Below are 23162 nucleotides of genomic sequence, written 5' to 3'. Positions count from 1 at the left end.
CGGACTACGGCGCGCCCGTGAGCAGCCGCCGGCAGGTGTCGACGAACACATCGGCGCCGGTGACGATGTCGGCGTCCGCGGTGTTCTCGGTCCAATGATGGCTGATGCCGCCGATCGACGGCACGAACAGCATCCCCGCCGGCATGATGGTCGCCAGCACTTGGGCGTCGTGCCCGGCGCCGCTCGGCATCCGCAGCGACTTGCCGCCGGCGAGCGCGGCGCTCGCAGCCTCGATCGCATCCTGGAATGCGCCATCCATCATCGCAGGCGCGCCGGTGCGGATGCGCTCCACCTCGACCTGGCACGGACCCGCCGCAGTGGCTTCTGCCGCCATGCTCCGTAGCAGCTGTTCGAGGCGATCGACCACGGCCGGATTGTCGTCGCGGACCTGGAACAGCATCTCGGCCTGACCGGGGATGATGCTCGGCGCACCCGGATCGAGCGTGATGCGGCCCGTGGTCCACACCGTGCGCGGACCGCAGGCGGCCGGAAAGCGCGCATCGATCGCGACGCAGAATTGGGCGAGAGCAAGCCCGGCATCCTTGCGCACCGCCATCCGCGTCGCGCCGGCGTGGTTCTGCTCCCCGCTGAAGGTGATGCGATACTGCCAGATGCCGACGATCGAGGTGACGACGCCGACCTTGAGCTCGCCCGTCTCCAGCGTGTCGCCCTGTTCGATATGGGCTTCGAGGTAGCCGATGTGACGGCCGCGCTCGGCGTGCAGCCGCGTTCGCCCGGCGAGGCCCATCTCGGCCAGCGCCTCGCGCATCGTGCGCGGGCCGCTGCGGTCGCGCGCGGCGTCGATCTCGGCTTCGCTGACGTCGCCGACATAGGAACGGCTGCCGAGCATGCTGCCGAAATGGCCTTCCTCGTCGCACCAGGAGGCCACTTCCACCGCGCCGTCGATCGACGGATCGGGATTGAGTACGCGCGCCGCCTCCAGCGCGTAGATGACGCCGAGCGGGCCGTCGAGCCAGCCGGCATGGTTCTGGCTCTCCAGGTGCGATCCAGCGAGCAGCTTGCGCCCCGGCTTGGCGCTGACGCCCAGCACGTTGCCGATGCCGTCGATATCAGGCGAAAGTTGCGCGTCCGGCAGGCGCTCGGCGAGCCAAGTCAATGACTGCCGGTGGGCCGCGGAGAAGGTCGGGCGGTGCACGCCGGTCTTGTAGGCGCCGAACGCACGCAGCGTGTTCAGGTCGGCGAGGACGCGGGCGCCATCGGCGCGGCGGAAATGGTCGGACATCAGGCGGAGACCTCATCGTGCTCCGCCTAGCTTTCAGGTGGCAGCGCCGTCTGCAAGCGAAATCTCCGGCCTTCTATTGCATGGCGGCGACCTTGATGCCGGTCGGTCCGAGAATGACCACGAACAGCACCGGCAGGAAGAACAGGATCATCGGCACCGTCAGCTTCGGCGGCAGCGCGGCGGCCTTCTTCTCGGCCTCGTTCATGCGCATGTCGCGATTTTCCTGCGCCATCACGCGCAGCGACTGGCCGAGCGGCGTGCCGTATCGCTCGGACTGCATGAGCGCGAGGCAGACCGATTTCACGCCTTCCAGGCCGGTGCGGCGGGCGAGGTTCTCATAAGCGACCTTGCGGTCCTGCAAATAGGAGAGTTCCGCCGTCGTCAGCGTGAACTCCTCGGACAGCGCGACCGACTGGCTGGTGATTTCGATCGCCACCCTGCGGAACGCCGCTTCGATCGACATGCCGGACTCGATGCAGATCAGCAGCAGGTCCAGCGCGTCGGGAAACGCGCGCTTGATCGAGAGCTGCCGCTTGGAGATCGCATTGCTGAGGAACAGCATAGGAGCCTGCAGGCCGAGATAGGCCATGCCGACGCAGATGCCGATCTTGACCGGCATCGACTTCTGCAGATTGGCGATCACGAAGACGTACAGCACGGAGCCGACGAACAGCACGAGCGGGGTCACCAGGCGCGCAAACAGGAAGGTGATATAAGGCGCCTGGCCGCGATAGCCCGCCATGATGAGCTTGTTGCGCGCAGCCTCCTGCGCCAGCCACTTGGTGAGATTGAAATCTTCCACCACTCTGGAGATCAGCTGCTTCGGCGTCTGCCGCAGCGAGACCTTCTCGCCGGCGTTCAGCCGTTCGCGCTCGCGCTGCTTGATCCGTTCGCGCTCGCTGGCGACCGCCTTCATGCGCTTGTTCAGGTTCTCGCCCGCGAACAGCGGCATGATCAGCGTGTACACGGTGGCCGTCGCCGCGATGGCGGCGAAGAACATCGTCATGAAATGCGGATCGTGCAGCTTGGAGACCAGAATGTCGACCACGGTCCACCTCAGAAATCGAAGTTGATCATCTTCTTCATGACCATGATGCCCATCGACATCCAGATCACGCAGCCGACCAGCATCAGCTGGCCGGTCGGATGGGTCCAGAGCAGCGAGATGTATTCGGGCGTGCTCAGATAGACCAGCAGCATCACGATCGGCGGCAGGGATCCGATGATGCCGGCGGAGGCCTTGGCTTCCATCGACATCGCCTGGATCTTCTCGCTCATCTTCTTGCGGTCACGCAGCACCTTGGAGAGGTTGCCGAGCGCCTCGGAGAGGTTACCGCCGGATTTCTGCTGGATCGCGATGACGATGCCGAAGAAGTTGGCCTCCGGCAGTGGCATCCGCTCATACAGCCGCGCGCAGGCCTCGCCGAGCGGCATGCCGATCGCCTGCGTCTCGATGATCGCCAGGAACTCTCCGCGCAGCGGTTCGGGCGCGTCGGCTGCGACCACCTTGATGGATTCGAACAGCGGCAGGCCCGCCTTGATGCCACGCACGATCACGTCGACCGCGTCGGGCAGCGCCTTCAAGAACGCCTTCTCGCGCCGCTTCTTCAGGAAGCCGAGGATCCAGCGCGGCAGGCCGAGACCTGCCGCGAAGCCGAGGCCGAGCGCGCCGATCGGGCCGCCACCGGCGAAGAAGGCGACTGCGCAAACCGCGAAGCCGAGGACGCCGGAGATGATCCAGAACTTCTGCACGGTCCAGTCGAGCCCGGCCTGCGAGATCCGCAGGTTGAGCGGCACCTTGCTCTGCTTCTGCGCCTTGGCCTCGATATCCTTGAGCGAGGACTCGACCTGTTCACGGCGCGACCGCTGGCTGCGTTCCGCCTGGCGGACCACCGGCTCCGACTTGGCCACGGTGCTGCGCCGCTGCTCGGCCTTCCGCTCGCCCGACAGCAGCGGATAGAGGAACACCCACGCGATGCCGCCGATGGCGGTCGCGGCGAGGAAGGCGAGGGCCAGAGCTTGAAACTTCATGGGCTGCTCCTCAGTCCTTGCTCGCGACTTCGGCGGCGTCGAGCGCAGCCGCAAGCCGCTTTTCTTCGCCGTAATAGCGCGCACGCTCCCAGAAGCGCGGCCGGCCGATGCCGGTGGAACGGTGGCGGCCGATGATCTTGCCGTTCGCATCCTCGCCGATCATGTCGTAGAGGAAGATGTCCTGGGTGATGATCGTGTCGCCTTCCATGCCCATCACCTCGGTGATGTGCGTGATGCGGCGCGAGCCGTCGCGCAGGCGCGCCGCCTGGACGATGACGTCGATCGAGGCGCAGATCATCTCGCGAATGGTGCGCGAGGGCAGCGAGAAGCCGCCCATAGTGATCATGGATTCGCAGCGTGACAGACCTTCGCGCGGATTGTTGGCGTGCAAGGTGCCCATCGAACCGTCATGGCCGGTGTTCATGGCCTGCAGCAGGTCGAATGCTTCGGGTCCGCGGACCTCGCCGACGATGATGCGTTCGGGCCGCATACGCAGGCAGTTTCTCACCAGCTCGCGCATCGTGACCTGGCCTTCGCCCTCGATGTTGGGCGGCCGGGTTTCCAGGCGCACCACATGCGGCTGCTGCAGCTGGAGCTCGGCGGCGTCCTCGCAGGTGATGACGCGTTCGTCGTGATCGATGTAGTTGGTCAGACAGTTCAACAGCGTCGTCTTGCCCGAACCGGTACCGCCGGAGATCAGCACGTTGCAGCGGACGCGCCCGATGATCTGCAGGATCTCCGCGCCTTCCGGCGAGATCGCGCCGAACTTGACCAGCTGATCGAGCGTCAGCTTGTCCTTCTTGAACTTACGAATGGTGAGCGCGGGGCCATCGATCGCGAGCGGTGGAACGATGGCGTTGACGCGCGAGCCGTCGGCGAGGCGGGCGTCGCAGATCGGCGAGGATTCGTCGACGCGGCGGCCGACCTGGCTGACGATGCGCTGGCAGATGTTCAAGAGCTGCTGGTTGTCACGGAACCGGATGCCGGTGCGCTGGATCTTGCCGTTGACTTCGATGAAGACCGTGCCGGCGCCGTTGACCATGATGTCGGCGATGTCGTCGCGCGACAGCAGCGGCTCGAGCGGACCATAGCCGAGCACGTCGTTGCAGATGTCGTCGAGCAGCTCTTCCTGCTCGGCGATCGACATCACGATGTTCTTGATCGCGATGATCTCGTTGACGATGTCGCGGATTTCCTCACGCGCGGACTCGCCGTCGAGCTTGGCGAGCTGAGCCAGATCGATTGCTTCGATCAGCGCGCCGAAGATCGTCGCCTTGACCTGGTAGTAGTTGTCCGAGCGCCGGGCCTCCACCACGGGAGGCGGGGGCGGCGGAGCCTGTCGGGTCGGCGCCAGAGGAGGCGACGACACGGCCGGAGAAGCCGCGCGCGGCGCAGCCGGCGCCGGCTCGGGCGCTGGCGCGGCCGGCCTGAGAGCCCTGGTATCGTTGTCCAATCCACTACGCTTACCAAACACGACTTAGAACTCCACGCAGGCTTACTTCGCCTTCAGCTTGTCCAGCAGAGGCGACAGGAAGGAACCTTTCGGCTTCTTGGTCTCGCTGCGGCCGGTGAGCCGCTGGGCGATCTGGAGAAACATCTCGGTCGTCCGATGATTGGGAGACATCTCCGCGATCATCTGGCCGTTATTGGCTGCCGCGCCGAAGATCTGCGGCTCGAACGGAATCGTTACGATGGGCGGGCTTTCGATTGCCTTGGCGAATTCGCTCGCATTGATCTCCGGCCGCTTGGGAACGCCGACCTGGTTCAGGCAATAGAGCGGCATGCGGTCGTTCGGCCGTGCGGCCTTGAGGAGATCGAACATGTTCTTGGTGTTGCGCAACGAGGCGAGATCCGGCGCGGCGACGATCAGGATGTCGTCCGCGCTGATCAGCGCCCGCTTGGTCCAGCCCGACCACTGATGCGGGACATCGAGCACGATGCAGGGCATCGAGGCCCGCAGCGTGTCGAAGACGGAATCGAATGCTTCCGCGCCGAAATCGTAGACCCGATCGAGCGTTGCCGGTGCCGCCAGCAGACTCAGATGATCGGTGCATTTCGACAGCAGCCGGTCCATGAAGGCGATGTCGATCCGGTCCGGCGAGAACACGGCGTCCGCGATGCCCTGCGCCGGATCCTGATTGTAGTCGAGACCGGCGGTGCCGAAGGCGAGATCGAGGTCCGCCACGACGGAGTCCATCGACAGGTCGCGGGCGATCGCCCAGGCGATGTTGTGGGAGAGGGTCGATGCGCCGACGCCACCCTTGGCCCCGACGACGGCGATGATGCGTCCGACGGCCTTGGCCTCCGGAGCCGAGAACAGGTTGCAGATCGAGCGGACGACGTCGATCGGCGTGACCGGAGACAGCACATAGTCGCTGACGCCGCGCCGGACGAGTTCGCGATACAGCGTGACGTCGTTGACGCGGCCGATCACGACGACGCGGGTGCCTGGATCGCAGACGGTCGCGAGATGGTCGAGGCCCGCCAGGATGTCGGTGCGGGAATCGGTTTCGAGCACGATCACGTTGGGCGTCGGCGCCGTCCGGTAGGCCTCGATCGCCGCTGCCATGCCGCCCATCTGGATCTTCAGATGCGCCTTGCCGAGGCGCCGGTCTTCACCGGCGGCCTGCACGGTGGCGGCGGTTTCCACGGTTTCGCAGAACGCCTGCACCGAGACACGCGGCGCCGGCGCGATGTGATCGTCGGCCGGCGGCGGCACGACGTCAGGCTGCTCCTCTTGGGTCTGTCGGGCGTAGCTGATCATTTGCCTGTGTCGCTGAGTTTGGCCTTGTCGGCCTCGGGATACGTGATTCCGGTTGATTGTCCCTTGCGGTATTTGTCGAATAACGCGGTGCGCCGGGTGGTATAGGACGGCGTTTCGGACCGCGGCTGGACGAGATCGGAGGGGTTATCGACCATCGCGGCCATGTTGCGCTGATACGAGCAGCCGAAGTTCCAATCCGGCTTGTTGTCGAACCAGTTCTTGTTCTTGATCGTGGGCCCGAGATCGTCCGGCCAGATGCCGCAGGGGCCTGCGGTGGCCGAAATTTTCGGATAGCTCAGCCGGATCGCGGCCATCTGGCGCGGGTCTTTCGGCTGGTAGTTGCGGATGGTGAGGCCGTGCGGCGGGACGCCCGCAGCTGCGAACAGGGACTGGATCTCCCGCATCGAATCGGCGGCTGCCCGCGCGTTCGGGGTGCCGCTCGGCACGTCGGCGCTGATTGCGCCCGTTCCCTGGCGCCTCCAGGACTGCGCCAGTCCCATCACGTCGGCGCGCTGCTCGGCGGTGAGGCCGCCGCGGCCCTGGCCGACGAAAACGACCAGGGAGTCCGGGGCTTCCTGGATCGCGATCGGGTGACGCAGCCGGTAGTCGTCGGGAATGCTCGCCGTGATGGCGGGGTCTCGGTTGTAGTTGCAGGCGCCGAGCAGGGCTGCCGTTGCGGCCAGGGCGGCAGCAAGAGGCAGGCGGCGTCGAGCGGGGCTGGATTTCGTTGTCATCGGTGCAAGTCCTTGTCCCAGCTCAGTCCGTGATGAAGCCGTAAGTGCCGCGGTAGTTGCGCCCGGGCTCCGTCCGGCCTGGCACGCCGTAGATGCGATTGATGCTCCCCAGCAGATCGGCCTGCGGATCGGACGCCGCGGCAAAGCCGTCGTCGGGACGCGAGAGATCCTTCTGCGCCACGGCGCGTACGACGAAGGGCGTCACCAGCACCATCAGCTCGGTCTGATTGTTGACGTAGTCGCGGCTGCGGAACAGGGCGCCCAAGACCGGCAGTTGCATCAGGCCCGGCATGCCGCTGATCGCGAGCTTGGTCTGCTGCTGGATCAGGCCGGCCATCGCCATGGCTCCGCCCGAGGGGATTTCCAGCGTGGTCTCGGCGCGGCGGGTCTTGATCGAAGGCACGGTCAGCGAGTTGACGGTGGACGAGCTCACGGCCTGCGACAGGGTGATCGCGTTCTCGTTGGAGAGCTCCGAGACCTCGGTCATCACGCGCAGGGAGATTCGGCCTTCGCTCAGCACGACCGGGGTGAAGTTGAGCGAGATGCCGAACTTCTTGAAGCTGATCTGCGTCGTACAGACATGGGTCGTGGGATCGCAGGAGTATCCGGCCGGAACCGGAAATTCGCCGCCCGCGATGAATGTCGCCGACTCGCCGGAAATCGCGGTCAGGTTCGGCTCGGCGAGGGTGCGGATCACGCCGGCGTTCTCCATCGCGCGCAGCGTGGCCTGCACGGTCGGCGTCGCCCCCAACGCCGCGCTGACGGCATTGTTGGAGACGAGATTGCTGCCATAGGCAGTGAACGGATTGGAGTTGGCGAACTTGACCACGGCCGTGCCGTAGTTGAGCTGACCGGACAGATCGATGCCGAGCTGCTTGACGATCGAGCGCTGCACCTCGGCGACCGTGACCTTCAGCATGACCTGGTCGCGGCCGCGCACACTGATCGAGTTGACGACCTTGTCGGCGCCGCCGGCGAGCCGAGCGGCCAGTTCACCGGCCTGCTGGGCTTCGATCTGGCTCGCCGCCGAGCCCGTCAGCACGATGCTGTCGCCGAGGCCTTCGATCTGGATCTCGGCGTTCGGCAGCAACTGCTTCAGCGCCGCGCGCGCGCCGTTGAGATCGCGCTTGACCGCGATGTCGTAGGCCGCGATCTGCTGGCCCTGTGCGTCGAAGAACACGATGTTGGTCTGGCCGATCGCCGCGCCGATGATGTAGGCGCGCTGGGAGGAGCGCACGACGGCGTTTGCGATCTTCGGATCGGCGACGAGAACGTCCTTGATGTCGCGCGGCAGATCGATGACGACCGACTTGCCGATGCCGAGCGCCAGAAAGCGTGCATTGATCTGGCCTTCGGCGGCGGCGGTTGCAGCCGCCGGGCGGTAGTCCGCCGCGATCACCGGCGCCAGCGCCGGATTGAGGGTCAGCGCAGCGGCGGCCGAAAACGACAGCGCGCGGACCACCAGGGTCCGCAACTTCCGCTGATTTTCGCTGCAAATCATCTTGGTCGTCCTCTCGGTCACTTCTGCGGCGTCATCGTGCTGGGAATGCCGAAACGGATGACAGCAACGCTGTCGCCGCGCTTTCGGCTGCTCTCGTCGGGGCGGTTCTCGGCAACGTTGACGTCGGCGATGCTGCGAAGCGCCAGAGACAGGGTGCCTGTCTGGCGGGCGCGCGCCAGCGTCTCGGCCTGCTCCGGCTTCAGTTCCAGGGTGACCGTCTTGCCGACGACGCTGTTCTGGCCATCCTTCTCCTTCGGAGCCTGATCGATCGCCAGCACGCGGATGTTGGCCAGAATGATGTCGGAGCTGACGACGTCGCCCGCGTTGGGCTGATCCGAATTGCGCTCGCGCTTGGACAGGATCACGTCGACGCGGTCGTTGGGCAGAATGAAGCCGCCGGCGCCGGTCTCCGGTGAGATCTCCGTCGAAACGGCGCGCATGCCGGCCGGCAGGATCGCGGCCATGAAGCCGGAGCCGTCGGCCTTCACGAGCTTCTGTTCGCGGATGGGCTCGCCTGCAATGAACGGAGCCCGCGCGATCGTGCCGGTGATCTGGGTCTGGCCCTCAGGCCGCTCGTTGCGCCGGATGAAGCTGGAACTGGCCGTCGCTGCCGGCCAGCTCTGCCATTGCAGATCCTCCGGCTTGAGCGATTGGCCAAGACCGATATCGCCCTTGGCGACGAGAACGTCGACCGTCGGCAACTGCGGCGTGGGTGCGGCAACTTGAGCCGGCCGGTCGTCGGACCCGCTCGCAAGATATGCGGCCACGCCGCCAGCGCCCACAGCGATGGTCAGAACCACAATGCGTGCGGTATTCATACGCTTCACTTTCCACATTACGCCGCGACGTTTCCGCCGCCGTGATGGGAGTTGAGCAGTTATTCGTCAAAGCATGGTTAATGAGGCGTATCTAAATCGCCTTAACGCCGCGTTCACACGGTGTTGTCAGAGCAGCGCGAGACGCGCGGCATCGATCGCCTTCACCCACTCGGTCTCGGGATAGACCATCAGCGCGCCCAGCGCGAGCGCGATGCCATAGGGAACGCCGCTCTCCTTGGCATGAAGGCGTGCAAGCCACGGTTGCCCTGCCAGCATGTAGGGCAGGGGCCATTGCCGGAACTGCATCAGGGCGAGGGTAAGCACGCCGCCGAAGATTGAGGCATACAACAGATAGTTCATCAGGTGGGCGAAGCCGAACCACAACGCGGCGGCCGACGCGACCTTGGCGTCTCCGCCGCCGATCCAGCCGAATGCGAAACACGTGAAGGCGATCACCAGCAGCACAGCGCCTGCCCCGAGATGCATGAGCATCTCGGCCATGCCCATTCCGCTCAGCGGCGCCAGAACCAGGAAGCCGGCGAGGAGCGCCATCGAGACCCGGTTCGAAATGGTCATCGTGAAGAGGTCGCTCGCCGCAGCGAAGGCCATCAGGGCCGGGAACAGCAGCAGGCGCGCGAGATCGAGGGTCATGGGCTCTCAACGGCATCGAGGCGGCGCGGAATACGCCGATGCGCCGAATCTAGCGGCAACAGATAAATGATCGGGAAACGGCCGAGGATCCGATCCTGCAAGACCTCGCTCACCAGACGCTGGCGATGCGGGCCGCGAGAACGAGGATGGACAAGCCGAGCGCGCAGCAGATCCAACGCAACGTGGCATCGGCTTGTGGCAGCGGCCGCCGGGACGCGGCTGTTGGGAAAACGTGGTTACGCATCACTGAACGCCGCTGAGCTGAAGATCGAAACGATAAAGGCCCCGGATCGCCGGGGCCTTCTGCGCTCGGCCGTGACGACCGCTTACTTCAGCGAGGTGTTGATCGCGCCGAACTTGGAGCTCAGGCTGGAGCCGAGACCGTTCACCGCGGCAATGATCGCAAGCGAGATGCCGGCGGCGATCAGACCGTATTCGATCGCGGTCGCGCCGGATTCATCCTTCACGAAGCGAGCAACAAGATTCTTCATAGGTAACTCCATGTACACGTGGCTGGTCGAACAAATTCTGGTCGTTGCGGCGTTCTCAGCACCGTGACCATGCGCACACCGTAGGGCGTAGGAATTTCGGCGTAGTTAATTCGGTCAATGAAACATCGGAACAGATCGCCGTTCTTGCGCAGAGTAAATTTCCGATGAACCGCATGATGAAAAACTGAAACAGAGCCCACGGGCCGCCGGAGCTGGCTTGCCGTCGATGGAGATCACGTCGCCCGCCCTGGCCGCTCGCCTGCAATCCTGGTCTTGCTCTGAGGGCGCGTTGCGTGAGTCATAAGTACTCCGAAAGCGCCGTAGGTTCACGGCTCCTTAAGCGCCGGGGAGTACCCCTCGGGAAACTTGATGAGAAGAGGCTCGTTATGTCTGGTCTGCCATGGGAAGTCGCGCTGATGCTCGGCCAGACCATCGAGAAGGTGCTGCCGATCACGCTGGTCCTGGCGGTCGTGTTCTCGGTGCTGAGCCATTTCTGGGCATGCAATCCGGGCACGCCATGGTGGCAGAAGCGCGAGCTCGTCACCGACATGGTCTACTGGTTCTTCGTGCCGGTGTTCGCGCGCGTGCTGCGCATCGGACTGCTGGTGCTCGGCGCCGGGGTCGTGTTCAGGATCCATGATGCCGACGAACTGATCGCCTTTTATGAGAACGGCCATGGGCCGCTGGCGCAATTGCCGGAGTGGCTGCAGGGACTGCTGTTTCTCGTGCTCTCGGATTTCATGCTGTATTGGACGCACCGCCTGTTCCACGGCGGCGAGTTCTGGAAGTACCACGCCGTCCACCATTCGTCGGAAGACCTCGATTGGATCTCGGCCGCGCGGTTTCATCCGATCAACCTGATCCTCGGCACGATCGCCGTCGACGTCATCCTGTTGATGGCCGGCATCTCGCCCAACGTCATGATCTGGGTCGGCCCGTTCACGACCTTCCATTCGGCTTTCGTGCACGCCAATCTCAGCTGGACGCTGGGCCCGTTGAAGTATGTCCTGGCGACGCCGGTCTTCCATCGCTGGCATCACACGTCTCTCGAGGAGGGCGGCAACACCAATTTCGCCGGCACCTTCCCGCTCTGGGACATCCTGTTCGGTACGTTCCGGATGCCGGACGGGCAACTGCCCGCGACCTACGGCAAGGATGAAGCCACGATGCCCGGCGAATTCGCCGGCCAACTCGCCTTTCCGTTCCGCCGCTGAATGGCGCCGGGATGTCGGAGAGTTCAGGCGCGTTTGGAGATCGTTCACCAATTGAGCGCAGATTTGCCGCGTCGGGCGCCGTCACCGCTGCGTATCGCTTGAGACGGCTCGTCAATGTCCCGGGGTTGAGTATGTCGTTCAGAGTATCGTGCCGTCCTTGTGTTTCCTTCGCGCTGCGGACCGCTGTCGCGGCAGCGCTGCTATGGCCGGCAGTCGCCTCGGCCGATCCGGATCCGGCCATCGCGGTGAACGTCGATCAGGCCAAGCTGGTCAAGCTGCCCGACCGGGTCGCCACCCTCGTGGTCGGAAATCCGATGATCGCGGACGTGACGCTGCAGAGCGGCGGCATCATCGTCGTCACCGGCAAGAGCTACGGCGCCACCAACTTCATCGCGATGGATCGCGGCGGACAGGTGCTGATCGATCGCCAGATCCAGGTCGCCGGGCCGACCGATCGCCTCGTCACGGTGTATCGCGGCGTCGACCGCGAAACCTATAGCTGCATGCCGGTCTGCCAGCGCCGCGTGACCTTGGGCGACGGTGACACCTACTTCAAATCGGTGCTCGATCAGGCCGGTACGATGTCGAGCCAGGCCAGCGGCAATGCCGCGGCCGCTTCGAAGACCAACTGAGATCGGGCATCGTCGTCGGTGCTGCAGCCACGGGCGAGGCTTGGTCGTGCCGCGACCCGCTTCGGCAGCGACGCCGTTCCGGCGTGACTTCCGGATGCCGTGACGGTCCGTCCATTTCGGTGGCGGGCGGGTGATCGGCTGCGCATGCCAGTTCGAGAAATGGGGCTCGCGCGCGCCCTTCGGCGGCCATGGTTAGCAAAAAATTGACGCGGCCGGGCAGACCGTTCGGATTGTAGGAAACTCTTTGCGAACGAGTTTCCGCTATTCGTTGCACTCAGGTTGATGTGCCTTTCCAATTCCGGACCAAACGATGCAAGCCTCCGTCCCTTCGACCGGTTCGATCCGCAGACTGCTGCGACGCTTCCGCCGCAACCGGCGGGCGTCGGCCGCGCTCGAATTCGCGCTCGTCGCCCCGATCTTCTTCGCGCTTCTGTTCGCGATCATCGAGACGGCCCTGATGTTCTTTGCCGGCCAGGTGCTCGAGACGATCACGCAGGACTCCGCGCGCATGATCCTGACCGGCCAGGCGCAGCAGGGGTCTTATACGCAATCGCAGTTCGCGAGCTACGTCTGCACCCAGGTTCCGGCGCTGTTCGACTGCAACAAGATCTATATCGACGTGAAGAGCTACTCCTCGTTCGGCAGCGTCTCGATCAGCAACCAGATCGACAACAGCGGCAACTTCGTCAACAACATGACCTACAGCCCCGGCGCTGCAGGCGACATCGTCGTCGTCAGGCTGTTCTATCAGTGGCCGATCTTCGTGACGGGCCTCGGCTACAACATCGCCAACCTGTCGGGCAGCAAGCGGCTGCTGGTCGGCACGGCCGCGTTCAAGAACGAGCCTTATTCATAACGGCGACAGGACACATCATGCGTTTCGGAAGACTATCAGGTCTGTCTTCGAGTTTCGGCCTGCGGCGTCGCGCCGGCGCCTTCCTTGCCGATTGCCGCGGTGTCGCTGCGACGGAGTTCGCCTTCATCGTGCCGTTGATGCTGGTGATGTTCTTCGGCACGGTCGAATTCTGCTCGGCGATCGCGGTCGACCGCAAGGTCACGCTGATGGCCCGAACCCTGTCCGACCTGACCTCGCAGTCGACCTCGGTCGGCGACAGCGACATGTCCAACTTTTTCGCCGCCTCGACCGGCATCATGTATCCGTATTCGACGACGCCGGTGAACGCGACGATCACCGAGCTCTATGTCGATCCGACCACCAAGCAGGCGACCGTCAAGTGGAGCAAGGGTTCGGTGCCACGGACCCCCGGCACGACGGCGGGTGTGCCGGCGGAGCTGCTGGTGAGCGGCACCTACCTGATCTTCAGCGAGGTGAACTACCAGTATGTCCCGACGATCGGCTATGTGATGGGAAAGACCGGGATCAATCTCAGCGACGTCGCTTACACCCGTCCGCGGCAGTCGACCTGCGTGTTCTATAGCCCGTCGACCTCCTGCTGAGGTCAGGGGGCGAGACGTCGGCCATTTGCCCCTCGGAGCGGCGTTCGCGCGCTGCGGTCCGTACCGACAGACGACCAGGCGATCAACAGCGATGAGATCATGGCGCGATTCCACGGAATCGCATCATGATCTCATCTGCTTGTTTGAGCTTGATCCCCACGCAACCGCCTTTGGCGTTCGTCGCGCGGGAAGGCCGGCTCCCCACTTTTTTCGGATCAGGCTCCAGGCAACTAAGAGCCGGGTAATAAATGACAGCCGGTAATAAAAAAGGCCGCGCGAGGCGGCCTTTCGTGTCGTAGTTGGGCAATCGCGCGATTGCCCCGGCGTCGCTCAATTGGCGGCGCGGAGATTGTCGGCCGACGACTTGCCCGAACGGCGGTCTGCCACGATCTCGTAGGAGATCTTCTGGCCTTCGCGCAGCGTTCCGAGACCGGCACGCTCGACGGCGCTGATGTGCACGAACACGTCATTGCCGCCGTCATCCGGCTGAATGAAGCCATAGCCCTTGGTCGCGTTAAACCACTTCACGGTTCCCATGCTCACGGGGGTAGTTCCCTTCTCAGATATCAAATGTCGTAACCCAGGGGTCTGGGTTGGTTAGATCGAATTTTTGGAAGGGTCGTCAGCGTCTGAACCGGCTGTACCGGTAATAGCTAATCTCGTCCGGCCGAAAATCGATTGCGGGATATATTATTGGAAGTGGCCGCGCAAAACAATCCTGAGGTGCGGCAGGGCGCACGATTTTTTGACGCGCCGGCTGGTCGCCGACGCGTTGGATTGTCGCTGATTGCGCAAGGGCTGAGCAAGCTACCGGGGCGGGGCGGAACATCGTTCCGCCCCAGACTTCAGCGGCGACGGAACTGGCCGCCGCGCTGCGCTGCGCCGCGCGGAGGTCCGCCGGCCGAGCTCGGGCGCTCGTCCTTGTGGCGGAAGATCAGCCGGCCCTTTTCCAGATCGTAGGGCGACATCTCGACGGTCACGCGGTCTCCCGCCAGGGTCTTGATGCGATTCTTTTTCATCTTGCCGGCGGTATAGGCAACGATTTCGTGCCCAGCATCCAGTTGCACGCGGTAGCGCGCGTCGGGAAGGATTTCGGTGACCAGCCCTTCGAACTGGATCAGCTCTTCCTTAGCCATGTCTTTCTCCAGATCGACAGACGTCTAGTTTGGCCGTTGGTTGCGGTTTTGAGCGTGGTTTTTGGGTCTGCCCTCGCGATGCAGGAAAGCAACGCCCTGAATCGACCCGGCCTTGCCGCCGCCTTGCGACGGACGTTGGGGCTCCTGACGATTGCCTGGCAGAGCCGGCACCTTAGCATTGGAACGGCGACGACGGCGAGGGCCTTTTGCGGCGTTGCCGCCCTCGTTGGCGCGCGCATTCTGCATGCCAGGACGGCCGCCGCGATGCTGCTGCGGCTTGGCCGGCGGGGCGGCGGCCTCACGATGGCCCGGCGTGCGGCGATCTTCGCGCGGCAGCGAGACCTTGATCAGCCGCTCGATGTCACGCAGGTAGGACATCTCGTCCGGCCCGGCGACCAGCGAGATCGCAACGCCTTCGGCGCCGGCGCGGGCGGTGCGGCCGATGCGGTGGACGTAGGTCTCGGGCACGTTCGGCAGGTCGAAATTGACGACATGACTGACGCCATCGACGTCGATGCCGCGCGCCGCGATGTCGGTCGCGACCAGCGTACGGATCTCACCGGTGCGGAACGCCGCCAGAGTGCGCTCGCGGTGGTTCTGCGACTTGTTGCCGTGGATGGCCTGGGCCGGGATGCCGGCCTTCTCCAGGCTCTTCACGACCTTGTCGGCGCCGTGCTTGGTGCGGGTGAACACCAGTGCGCGGTTGACCGGCTCCTGCTTGAGCAGCTGAGCCAGCAGGTTCGGCTTGGCGGAGTGGTCGACCTGGATCACGCGCTGGGCGATCCGCTCGACGGTCGAGGAGACCGGGGTCACCGCGACCCGCGCCGGGTCCCTCAGCATGGCATCGGCGAGCTCGGCGATGTCCTTCGGCATGGTGGCCGAGAAGAACAGCGTCTGCCGCTTGATCGGCAGCTTGGCGACGATCTTCCGGATGTCGTTGATGAAGCCCATGTCGAGCATGCGGTCGGCTTCGTCGAGCACTAGAAACTCGACATGGCTCAGCTTCAAGGCATTGCCCTGGACGAGGTCGAGCAGCCGGCCCGGCGTGGCGACGAGCACTTCGAGGCCGGGCATCACGGCGCGGACCTGACGCCCCATCGGGACGCCGCCGATCGCGAGCGCCGAGCTCAGCCGGATGTGGCGGCCATAGGTGTTGAAGCTGTCGAGGATCTGGCCGGACAGTTCGCGGGTCGGGCTCAGCACCAGCACGCGCGCCGTCTTAGGCTGCGGCTTGATGCGGTTCTCAAGCAGGCGGTGCAGGATCGGCAGCGCGAACGAGGCGGTCTTGCCGGTTCCCGTCTGCGCGATGCCGACCACGTCCCGGCCTTGGAGCGCGATCGGGATGGTCTGGGCCTGAATCGGGGTGGGGGTGGTGTAGTTCTCTTCCTTCAGCGCGCGCGTCAGCGCGTCGGCGAGGTTAAAATCCTGAAAGGATGTCAAAAGATGGGGCTTTCCATAAGAGGATAAGGCCCGTGTCGGCATGTCAGCCGGACGCGGGCGGGTGATGAGAGACACCCGCGTGTTGGGAGCGCCCGGATTGGATTGGTGAGGATGCGAAGCCAAAAGCTCTGGTCGAGCTGAAGAACACGCGGCTTGCAAAGATCCGGCCGATTCGCCTCGATCTATCAGATATATGGAACATGCGGACGGCACTTTCAAGGCCGGTCTGCCACGGGGCGGCGCCGAAAGTGGTACTCTGCTGCTTTAAATTTAGTCATTCGAAACAAAGTGCTTAAAAACACATCTTCGTGCCGCTGAATTAGTCAGTGAACTTGCTCAATGTAGGTGCAAGTCACTGCGACCGCGAGTCGCGATCGAACGAAATTTTTCATCCTGTTCAATAGCTTGCCTGATGTGAAGGGCATGGCATGCTTCTTGCGATTCTTCCGCCGCAGACCGCCGGCCGCCTTGGCTGCGAAGCGCGTCTGCGTCAGGGAGATATTACCTCATGCTTAATCGACTCACTCAGGAATTAACGGCGCCGTTCAGCCGCCGTCGCTGGCTGGCTGCTGCTGCCGGCCTGGCGCTGGGCATTGCCGGCTTCGGTCCGGCGATGGCCGCTGACGACACGATCAAGATCGGCGTTCTGCATTCTCTGTCCGGCACCATGGCCATCAGCGAGACCACGCTGAAGGATACGATCCTGTTCCTCATCGACGAACAGAACAAGAAGGGCGGCGTGCTCGGCAAGAAGCTCGAGGCCGTCGTGGTCGACCCCGCGTCGAACTGGCCGCTGTTCGCCGAGAAGGCCCGCGAGCTGATCACCAAGAACAAGGTCGCGGTCGTGTTCGGCTGCTGGACCTCGGTGTCGCGCAAGTCGGTGCTGCCGGTGTTCAAGGAGCTCAACAGCATCCTGTTCTACCCGGTCCAGTACGAGGGCGAGGAGAGCGAGCGCAACGTATTCTACACCGGTGCGGCGCCGAACCAGCAGGCGATCCCGGCGGTCGACTACCTGATGAAGGAAGAGAAGGTGAAGCGCTGGGTGCTGGCCGGCACCGACTACGTCTATCCGCGCACCACCAACAAGATCCTCGAAGCCTACCTGAAGTCGAAGGGCGTGGCTCAGGACGACATCATGATCAACTACACGCCGTTCGGTCACTCCGATTGGCAGACGATCGTCGCCGACATCAAGAAGTTCGGCTCGGCCGGCAAGAAGACCGCCGTGGTCTCGACCATCAACGGCGACGCCAACGTTCCGTTCTACAAGGAGCTCGGCAACCAGGGCATCAAGGCCAAGGACATTCCGGTCGTCGCGTTCTCGGTGGGTGAGGAAGAGCTCGCCGGCATCGACACCAAGCCGCTGGTCGGCCATCTCGCCGCCTGGAACTACTTCGAGTCGATCAAGACGCCGGCCAACGAGAAGTTCATCAAGGAGTGGCAGGCCTACACCAAGAACCCGAAGCGCGTGACCAACGACCCGATGGAAGCCCACGTGATCGGCTTCAACATGTGGGTGAAGGCGGTCGAGAAGGTGAAGTCGACCGATCCGGACAAGGTCATCGATGCTCTCCCGGGCACCGAGGCGCCGAACCTGACCGGCGGCGTGTCGAAGATGCTGCCGAACCACCACATCACCAAGCCGGTGTTCATCGGCGAGATCAAGGGCGATGGCCAGTTCAGCGTCGTCTACAAGACCAAGGACCTCGTCCCGGGCGACGCCTGGTCGAAGGAGCTCGAGGGCTCCAAGGACCTGATCGGCGACTGGGTCGGCAAGAAGTGCGGCAACTTCAACGTCAAGACCAACAAGTGCCTGGGTTCGGGCACCTGATCCGAGCCTGACGACGTCATCACGACCGGAGAAGGCGGCGAACAATGCCGCCTTCTCTCTTCCTCCTGCCGGGGTGGTCCAGTGCCTGCCATTGTTCTCGCGCTTGTGCGCAGCCTTCTTCTATCCATTGCTTTGATCGTCGCGACCGCTCCGGCTTTCGCCGCCAGTTTCGAAGAGTCCGTTGCGAAGTTGGCCAATGACGATTTCTCCGACACCGACGATGCGGTGGGCGAGATCGCTGTTTCCGGCAACCCGCTGGCGTTCCCGATCATCAGCGCGCTGCAGGACGAGCGGCTGATGTTCGATGCCGAGAGCAAGAAGGTCTATGTCAAGCAGACCGACGGCAGGATCATCGATGCCGCGACCGGTGCCGCCGTCGACAAGCTTCCCGACACTGCCGCAGCGGTCAGCCTCAACAATCGCCTCCGCCGCAGCGTCGACGCCGCGCTGGGCGGCCTGACGCTGCTGTCGCCGGACGTGAACACGCGCCTGTCGGCCGCCAAGTCGGTATTCAAATCACATGACGAGGCGACGCTGCCGACCGTTGAGTCGGCGCTCGCCAAGGAAACCAATCGCGCGGTCAAGCAGGCGCTTGCCGACGCGCGCGCCGCCATCTTCCTGTTCAAGTCCGACGCCAGCGAGGTCGACAAGCTCGAAGCGGTCGCCACGGTGAAGGCGCGCGGCGATCAGGAGGCGCTGGCGCTGCTGACGGAGATCAGCGGTGGCGATCAGCCGGCCAATGTCACCAAGGCCGCGGCGAGCGCGATTGTCTCGATCCAGGGCTCGCTGGCGATCTGGTCCGGTGTGCAGAACGCCTGGTATGGCCTGTCGCTCGGCTCGGTGCTGCTGCTCGCGGCCATCGGATTGGCCATCACCTTCGGTGTCATGGGCGTCATCAACATGGCCCATGGCGAGATGGTGATGCTCGGCGCCTACACCACGTTTGTGGTGCAGGAGGTCATCCGGACGCGCTACCCGGCGCTGTTCGACTACTCGCTCCTGATCGCCGCACCGCTCGCCTTCCTGGTCGCCGGCGCGATCGGCGTGCTGATCGAGCGCACCATCATCCGCTTCCTCTACGGAAGGCCCTTGGAGACGCTACTCGCCACCTGGGGCCTGTCGCTGATCCTGCAGCAGGCGGTGCGGTCCGCGTTCGGTCCGACCAACCGCGAGGTCGGCAATCCCTCCTGGATGAGCGGCGCGTTCGAGCTCGGCCAGATCACCATCACCTACAACCGGCTCTGGATTCTCTGCTTCACGATGGCGGTGTTCGTCATCCTGCTGGCGATGCTGCGCTACACCGCGCTCGGCCTCGAAATGCGCGCGGTGACGCAGAACCGCCGCATGGCGGCATCGATGGGCATCGCCACCTCGCGCGTCGATGCGCTGACCTTCGGGCTCGGCTCGGGCATCGCGGGCATCGCCGGCGTAGCTCTGTCGCAGATCGATAACGTCAGCCCGAACCTCGGCCAGAGCTACATCATCGACTCCTTCATGGTCGTGGTGTTCGGCGGCGTCGGCAATCTCTGGGGCACCTTGGTCGGCGCCTTCACGCTCGGCATCGCCAACAAGTTCCTGGAGCCGGTGGCGGGCGCCGTGCTCGGCAAGATCGCGATCCTGGTCCTGATCATCCTGTTCATTCAGAAGCGCCCGCGCGGCCTGTTCGCGCTCAAGGGCCGGGCGGTGGAAGCATGATGCCGCATTTGCTGACCCGCTCGCTTGACCGCGGCGCGTCGATCTTCCTGCTGGTCGTTGCCGCCTGCGGCATCCTGATCCCGCTGTCAAACCTGCTGCTGCCGGCAGGCTCCGCGCTGCAGGTGCCGACCTATCTGGTCGCGCTGTGGGGCAAGTATGTCTGCTACGCGATCCTGGCGCTCTCGATCGACCTGATCTGGGGTTATTGCGGCATCCTCTCGCTCGGCCACGGCGCCTTCTTCGCGCTCGGCGGCTACGCGATGGGCATGTATCTGATGCGCCAGATCGGCACCCGCGGCGTCTACGGCAATCCGCTGCTGCCGGACTTCATGGTGTTCCTGAACTATGCCAAGCTGCCCTGGTACTGGCACGGCTTCGACATGTTCTGGTTCGCCGCGCTGATGGTGCTGGTGGTGCCGGGCCTGCTCGCCTTCGGCTTCGGCTGGCTCGCGTTCCGCTCGCGCGTGACCGGCGTGTACCTCTCGATCATCACCCAGGCGATGACCTACGCGCTGCTGCTCGCGTTTTTCCGCAACGATTTCGGCTTCGGCGGCAACAACGGCCTGACCGACTTCAAGGACATCCTCGGCTTCAACGTTCAGGCGGAAGGCACCCGCGCCGCGCTGTTCGCGCTGAGCTGTCTGTCGCTGATCATAGCTTTCCTGATCTGCCGGGCGGTCGTGACCTCGAAGCTCGGCAAGGTGCTGATCGCGATCCGCGATGCCGAGTCGCGGACGCGCTTCCTCGGCTATCGCGTCGAGTCCTACAAGCTGTTCGTATTCACGCTGTCGGCCTGCATGGCCGGTGTTGCCGGCGCGCTCTATGTGCCGCAGGTCGGCATCATCAATCCGAGCGAGTTCGCGCCCGGCAACTCGATCGAGGCGGTGATCTGGGTCGCGGTCGGCGGTCGTGGCACGCTGGTTGGTGCAGCACTTGGTGCGGTCGTGGTCAACTACGCCAAGACCTTCTTCACCTCCGGCCTGCTCGCGCCCTACTGGCTGTTCATGCTCGGCGCGCTGTTCGTGCTGGTGACCCTGCTGCTGCCGAAGGGCATCATCGGCACCTTCAACAGCTGGTGGGACCAGCTCAGCACCAAGACGCCGAATGCCGAAAGCGCTGCCCGCGAGGACGGCGTCACCGAACCCAAGATGGCGGAGTGATCCCATGAACGTGATGGATACCCGCTCGACGTCGTCGCTGCTCTATCTCGACGCCGTGCACGTCTCCTTCGACGGCTTCCACGCCATCAACAACCTCTCGCTGACGCTCGAGCCCGGCGAGATGCGCGCCATCATCGGCCCGAACGGCGCCGGCAAGACCACGATGATGGACATCATCACCGGCAAGACCAAGCCGGACGAAGGTACGGTGCTGTTCGACGGCAAGACGGACCTCACGCGTTTGGACGAGACGCGCATCGCCGAGCTCGGCATCGGCCGCAAGTTCCAGAAGCCGACGGTGTTCGAGAGCCAGTCGGTCGAGGACAACCTGCTGCTCGCCCTCAACGTCGACCACAGCGTCAAGGGCACGCTGTTCTGGCGCGGATCGAGAAACGAAGCCGAGCAGATCGACCGGGTGCTCGAAACCGTGCGGCTCAAGGATCTCCGGCGCAAGCTCGCCGGCAGCCTGTCGCACGGCCAGAAGCAGTGGCTGGAGATCGGCATGCTCCTGGCGCAGGACCCGAAGCTGCTGCTGGTCGACGAGCCGGTCGCCGGCATGACCGATGTCGAGACGCATCAGACGGCCGAGCTGCTGAAGGAAATCAATCGGGATCACACCGTCATGGTCGTCGAGCACGACATGACCTTTGTTCGCGAACTCGGCGTCAAGGTCACCTGCCTGCATGAAGGCACTGTCCTGGCCGAGGGCACCATCGATCAGGTGTCGTCGAACGATCGGGTGATCGAAGTGTATCTGGGGCGCTAGGCGATGTTGGACGTCAAGGACATCAACCTCTATTACGGCGCCGCCCAGGCGCTGCGCGGCGTGTCGATCGCAGCGGAGCCCGGCAAGGTCACCTGCGTGCTCGGCCGCAACGGCGTCGGCAAGACCTCGCTGCTGCGCGCGCTGGTCGGTCAGTATCCGCTGGCCTCCGGCAGCATCACTTTCGACGGCGCCGACATCACCCATCTGAAGCCGTATGAGCGGGCGCGCAAGGGCATCGGCTTCGTGCCGCAGGGCCGCGAGATATTCCCGCTGCTGACGGTCGAGGAGAACCTCAAGACCGGCTTCGGACCGCTGAAGCGCGCCGACCGCAGCATTCCGGACGACGTGTTCTCGCTGTTTCCGGTGCTGCAGTCGATGCTCGGCCGGCGTGGCGGCGACCTCTCCGGCGGCCAGCAGCAGCAGCTCGCGATCGGCCGCGCCATGGTGATGCGGCCAAAGCTTCTGCTTCTCGATGAGCCGACCGAGGGCATCCAGCCCTCGATCATCAAGGACATCGGCCGGGCCATTTCGTACCTGCGTAATCTCGGCAACATCGCCATCGTCCTGGTCGAGCAATATCTCGACTTTGCCTGCGAACTCGGCGACAACTTCGCCGTCATGGATCGTGGCGCCGTGAAATATTCCTGCACCCGCGCCAATCTCGATCCGGCCGAGATCAGCCGCCAGATGGCGCTGTGACGATCACTTGAGCTTCTCGACGCGGTCTCGCCCGCGTCTGGTCCCGGGGGAGGGGATCGATGCGAGCCGATCCTGCCACCGTCGCCGCCGACATCTTCGAGGCCAACCGCGCCCGCGGCGCGGTGCACTTCGACGTGCGGCTGCAAGACGGCGTGACGCGGCGCCACCATCTGTATGAGTCCGGTTCGCTGCGGGTCCGCTTCCCCTCGCCCGAGGACGACGGTCTGTCGGCGATGTTCGTCAACACGGCCGGCGGCGTTGCCGGCGGTGACCGCTTCGCGATTGAGGTCGCGGCCGGCGAGGGCAGCCGCGTCACATTGTCGAGCGCCGCGGCCGAGAAGGTCTATCGGGCTTCCGGCAAGCCGGCGGAGCTGGCTATTTCGCTCAAGGCGGCAGCGAACGCCCACATCTCCTGGCTGCCGCAGGAGACGATCCTGTTCGACCGCGCCCGCATCCATCGCCGCATCGACATCGACCTCGCTGACACCGCCTCGTTGCTGTTGTGCGAGATCGTCGTGTTCGGCCGCACGGCCATGGGCGAGCGCATGCGCGAGGGCGAATTCGTCGATCGCTGGCGGCTGCGGCGTGGCGGCAAACTCGTGTTCGCCGAGACGGTCCGCCTCGACGGCAACATCGGCGAGAAGCTGGCGCAGCCCGCGATCGCCAAGGGCGCCGCGGCAATCGGGACGGCGCTGATCGTCCCCGGCGACGCCGCGCTGGTCGAGCGCATCAGGGAGAGCCTGCCAGCCTTCCGAGGGGAGGCCGGGCTGTCGGCCTGGAATGGATTTGCAATGGCACGCTTCTGTGCCCAAGATGCCGCGAGCCTGCGCGCCGACATGATGGCGGTGCTCGGCTGCGCTTCGACTGGGCCGCTGCCGCGGCTGTGGCTCAACTAGAC

General features: G+C 64.4%; 23 protein-coding genes. 10 read left to right on the top strand and 13 right to left on the bottom strand.

The features are described from left to right. Positions 1-4: 4 nt before the first annotated feature. From S58_RS32385 to S58_RS32340, 10 genes are all read right to left on the bottom strand, one after another. Positions 5-1243: a Zn-dependent hydrolase gene (locus tag S58_RS32385; RefSeq protein ID WP_015669659.1), complete on the bottom strand. Its 1239-nt coding sequence runs from the start codon at positions 1241-1243 to the stop codon at positions 5-7. Between the two features lie 73 nt (positions 1244-1316). Continuing rightward, positions 1317-2291, bottom strand: a complete 975-nt coding sequence (locus S58_RS32380) for a type II secretion system F family protein (RefSeq protein WP_015669658.1) — start codon at positions 2289-2291, stop codon at positions 1317-1319. Between the two features lie 8 nt (positions 2292-2299). Continuing rightward, positions 2300-3274, bottom strand: coding sequence for a type II secretion system F family protein (locus S58_RS32375; RefSeq protein WP_015669657.1), 975 nt, complete (start codon positions 3272-3274; stop codon positions 2300-2302). Between the two features lie 10 nt (positions 3275-3284). After that, complete coding sequence (locus S58_RS32370; protein ID WP_083938717.1) at positions 3285-4748, bottom strand: CpaF family protein; 1464 nt, start codon at positions 4746-4748, stop codon at positions 3285-3287. Positions 4749-4769: 21 nt separating this feature from the next. Beyond that, positions 4770-6038, bottom strand: coding sequence for an AAA family ATPase (locus S58_RS32365; RefSeq protein WP_015669655.1), 1269 nt, complete (start codon positions 6036-6038; stop codon positions 4770-4772). After that, positions 6035-6772, bottom strand: coding sequence for a CpaD family pilus assembly protein (locus S58_RS32360; protein ID WP_015669654.1), 738 nt, complete (start codon positions 6770-6772; stop codon positions 6035-6037). The genes S58_RS32365 and S58_RS32360 overlap by 4 nt, the downstream gene beginning before the upstream one ends. Positions 6773-6794: 22 nt before the next feature. Then, on the bottom strand, positions 6795-8273 hold the full coding sequence (locus tag S58_RS32355; RefSeq protein WP_015669653.1) for a type II and III secretion system protein family protein: 1479 nt from the start codon (positions 8271-8273) through the stop codon (positions 6795-6797). Positions 8274-8290: 17 nt separating this feature from the next. Further along, the gene (gene cpaB / locus S58_RS32350) at positions 8291-9091 is read right to left on the bottom strand and encodes a Flp pilus assembly protein CpaB (protein ID WP_042340364.1); all 801 of its coding nucleotides are present in this window, start codon (positions 9089-9091) and stop codon (positions 8291-8293) included. Between the two features lie 126 nt (positions 9092-9217). Next, a complete protein-coding gene (locus tag S58_RS32345; RefSeq protein WP_015669651.1) occupies positions 9218-9742 on the bottom strand; it encodes an A24 family peptidase in 525 nt (174 codons plus the stop codon). Between the two features lie 326 nt (positions 9743-10068). Beyond that, complete coding sequence (locus S58_RS32340; RefSeq protein WP_015669650.1) at positions 10069-10233, bottom strand: Flp family type IVb pilin; 165 nt, start codon at positions 10231-10233, stop codon at positions 10069-10071. Positions 10234-10619: 386 nt separating this feature from the next. On the opposite strand from S58_RS32340, the gene S58_RS32335 reads away from it, so the two are divergent. The 4 genes from S58_RS32335 to S58_RS32320 all read left to right on the top strand — a co-directional run bounded on the left by S58_RS32335 (position 10620) and on the right by S58_RS32320 (position 13537). Beyond that, positions 10620-11447, top strand: a complete 828-nt coding sequence (locus S58_RS32335) for a sterol desaturase family protein (RefSeq protein WP_015669649.1) — start codon at positions 10620-10622, stop codon at positions 11445-11447. 131 nt (positions 11448-11578) lie between these two features. After that, entirely contained in the window at positions 11579-12079 is a 501-nt protein-coding gene (locus S58_RS32330; protein WP_015669648.1) for a pilus assembly protein N-terminal domain-containing protein, read from the top strand. Between the two features lie 310 nt (positions 12080-12389). Then, positions 12390-12935: a TadE/TadG family type IV pilus assembly protein gene (locus S58_RS32325; RefSeq protein WP_015669647.1), complete on the top strand. Its 546-nt coding sequence runs from the start codon at positions 12390-12392 to the stop codon at positions 12933-12935. A gap of 17 nt (positions 12936-12952) precedes the next feature. Further along, positions 12953-13537, top strand: coding sequence for a TadE/TadG family type IV pilus assembly protein (locus S58_RS32320; protein WP_015669646.1), 585 nt, complete (start codon positions 12953-12955; stop codon positions 13535-13537). 330 nt (positions 13538-13867) lie between these two features. On the opposite strand, the gene S58_RS32315 is transcribed toward S58_RS32320, so the two are convergent. The 3 genes from S58_RS32315 to S58_RS32305 all read right to left on the bottom strand — a co-directional run bounded on the left by S58_RS32315 (position 13868) and on the right by S58_RS32305 (position 16113). Further along, the gene (locus tag S58_RS32315) at positions 13868-14080 is read right to left on the bottom strand and encodes a cold-shock protein (protein ID WP_006612155.1); all 213 of its coding nucleotides are present in this window, start codon (positions 14078-14080) and stop codon (positions 13868-13870) included. Between the two features lie 302 nt (positions 14081-14382). Next, positions 14383-14673, bottom strand: a complete 291-nt coding sequence (infA, locus tag S58_RS32310; RefSeq protein ID WP_015669645.1) for a translation initiation factor IF-1 — start codon at positions 14671-14673, stop codon at positions 14383-14385. Positions 14674-14697: 24 nt separating this feature from the next. After that, positions 14698-16113 (bottom strand): DEAD/DEAH box helicase, encoded by a 1416-nt coding sequence (locus S58_RS32305; protein ID WP_015669644.1) that lies wholly within the window; start codon positions 16111-16113, stop codon positions 14698-14700. Between the two features lie 508 nt (positions 16114-16621). Between S58_RS32305 and urtA the strand changes: the two genes are divergently transcribed. The 6 genes from urtA to S58_RS32275 all read left to right on the top strand — a co-directional run bounded on the left by urtA (position 16622) and on the right by S58_RS32275 (position 23160). Then, complete coding sequence (urtA, locus tag S58_RS32300; protein WP_015669643.1) at positions 16622-17944, top strand: urea ABC transporter substrate-binding protein; 1323 nt, start codon at positions 16622-16624, stop codon at positions 17942-17944. 132 nt (positions 17945-18076) lie between these two features. Continuing rightward, positions 18077-19639, top strand: coding sequence for an urea ABC transporter permease subunit UrtB (gene urtB, locus S58_RS32295; RefSeq protein WP_377812517.1), 1563 nt, complete (start codon positions 18077-18079; stop codon positions 19637-19639). Next, a complete protein-coding gene (gene urtC, locus S58_RS32290) occupies positions 19636-20799 on the top strand; it encodes an urea ABC transporter permease subunit UrtC (protein WP_015669641.1) in 1164 nt (387 codons plus the stop codon). The genes urtB and urtC overlap by 4 nt, the downstream gene beginning before the upstream one ends. Positions 20800-20803: 4 nt before the next feature. Then, positions 20804-21565: an urea ABC transporter ATP-binding protein UrtD gene (gene urtD, locus S58_RS32285; protein WP_015669640.1), complete on the top strand. Its 762-nt coding sequence runs from the start codon at positions 20804-20806 to the stop codon at positions 21563-21565. A 3-nt stretch (positions 21566-21568) separates the two neighbouring features. Continuing rightward, positions 21569-22264 carry an urea ABC transporter ATP-binding subunit UrtE gene (gene urtE, locus S58_RS32280; RefSeq protein WP_015669639.1) on the top strand — a complete coding sequence of 232 codons (696 nt, stop codon included), beginning with the start codon at positions 21569-21571 and terminating at the stop codon, positions 22262-22264. A 59-nt stretch (positions 22265-22323) separates the two neighbouring features. After that, on the top strand, positions 22324-23160 hold the full coding sequence (locus S58_RS32275) for an urease accessory protein UreD (RefSeq protein ID WP_015669638.1): 837 nt from the start codon (positions 22324-22326) through the stop codon (positions 23158-23160). Positions 23161-23162: the final 2 nt, after the last annotated feature.

It is taken from the genome of Bradyrhizobium oligotrophicum S58 (assembly GCF_000344805.1).
Lineage (GTDB): Bacteria > Pseudomonadota > Alphaproteobacteria > Rhizobiales > Xanthobacteraceae > Bradyrhizobium > Bradyrhizobium oligotrophicum.
Note: the sequence above shows the minus strand (reverse complement) of the source record. Positions and strands in the feature narration are given on the sequence as shown.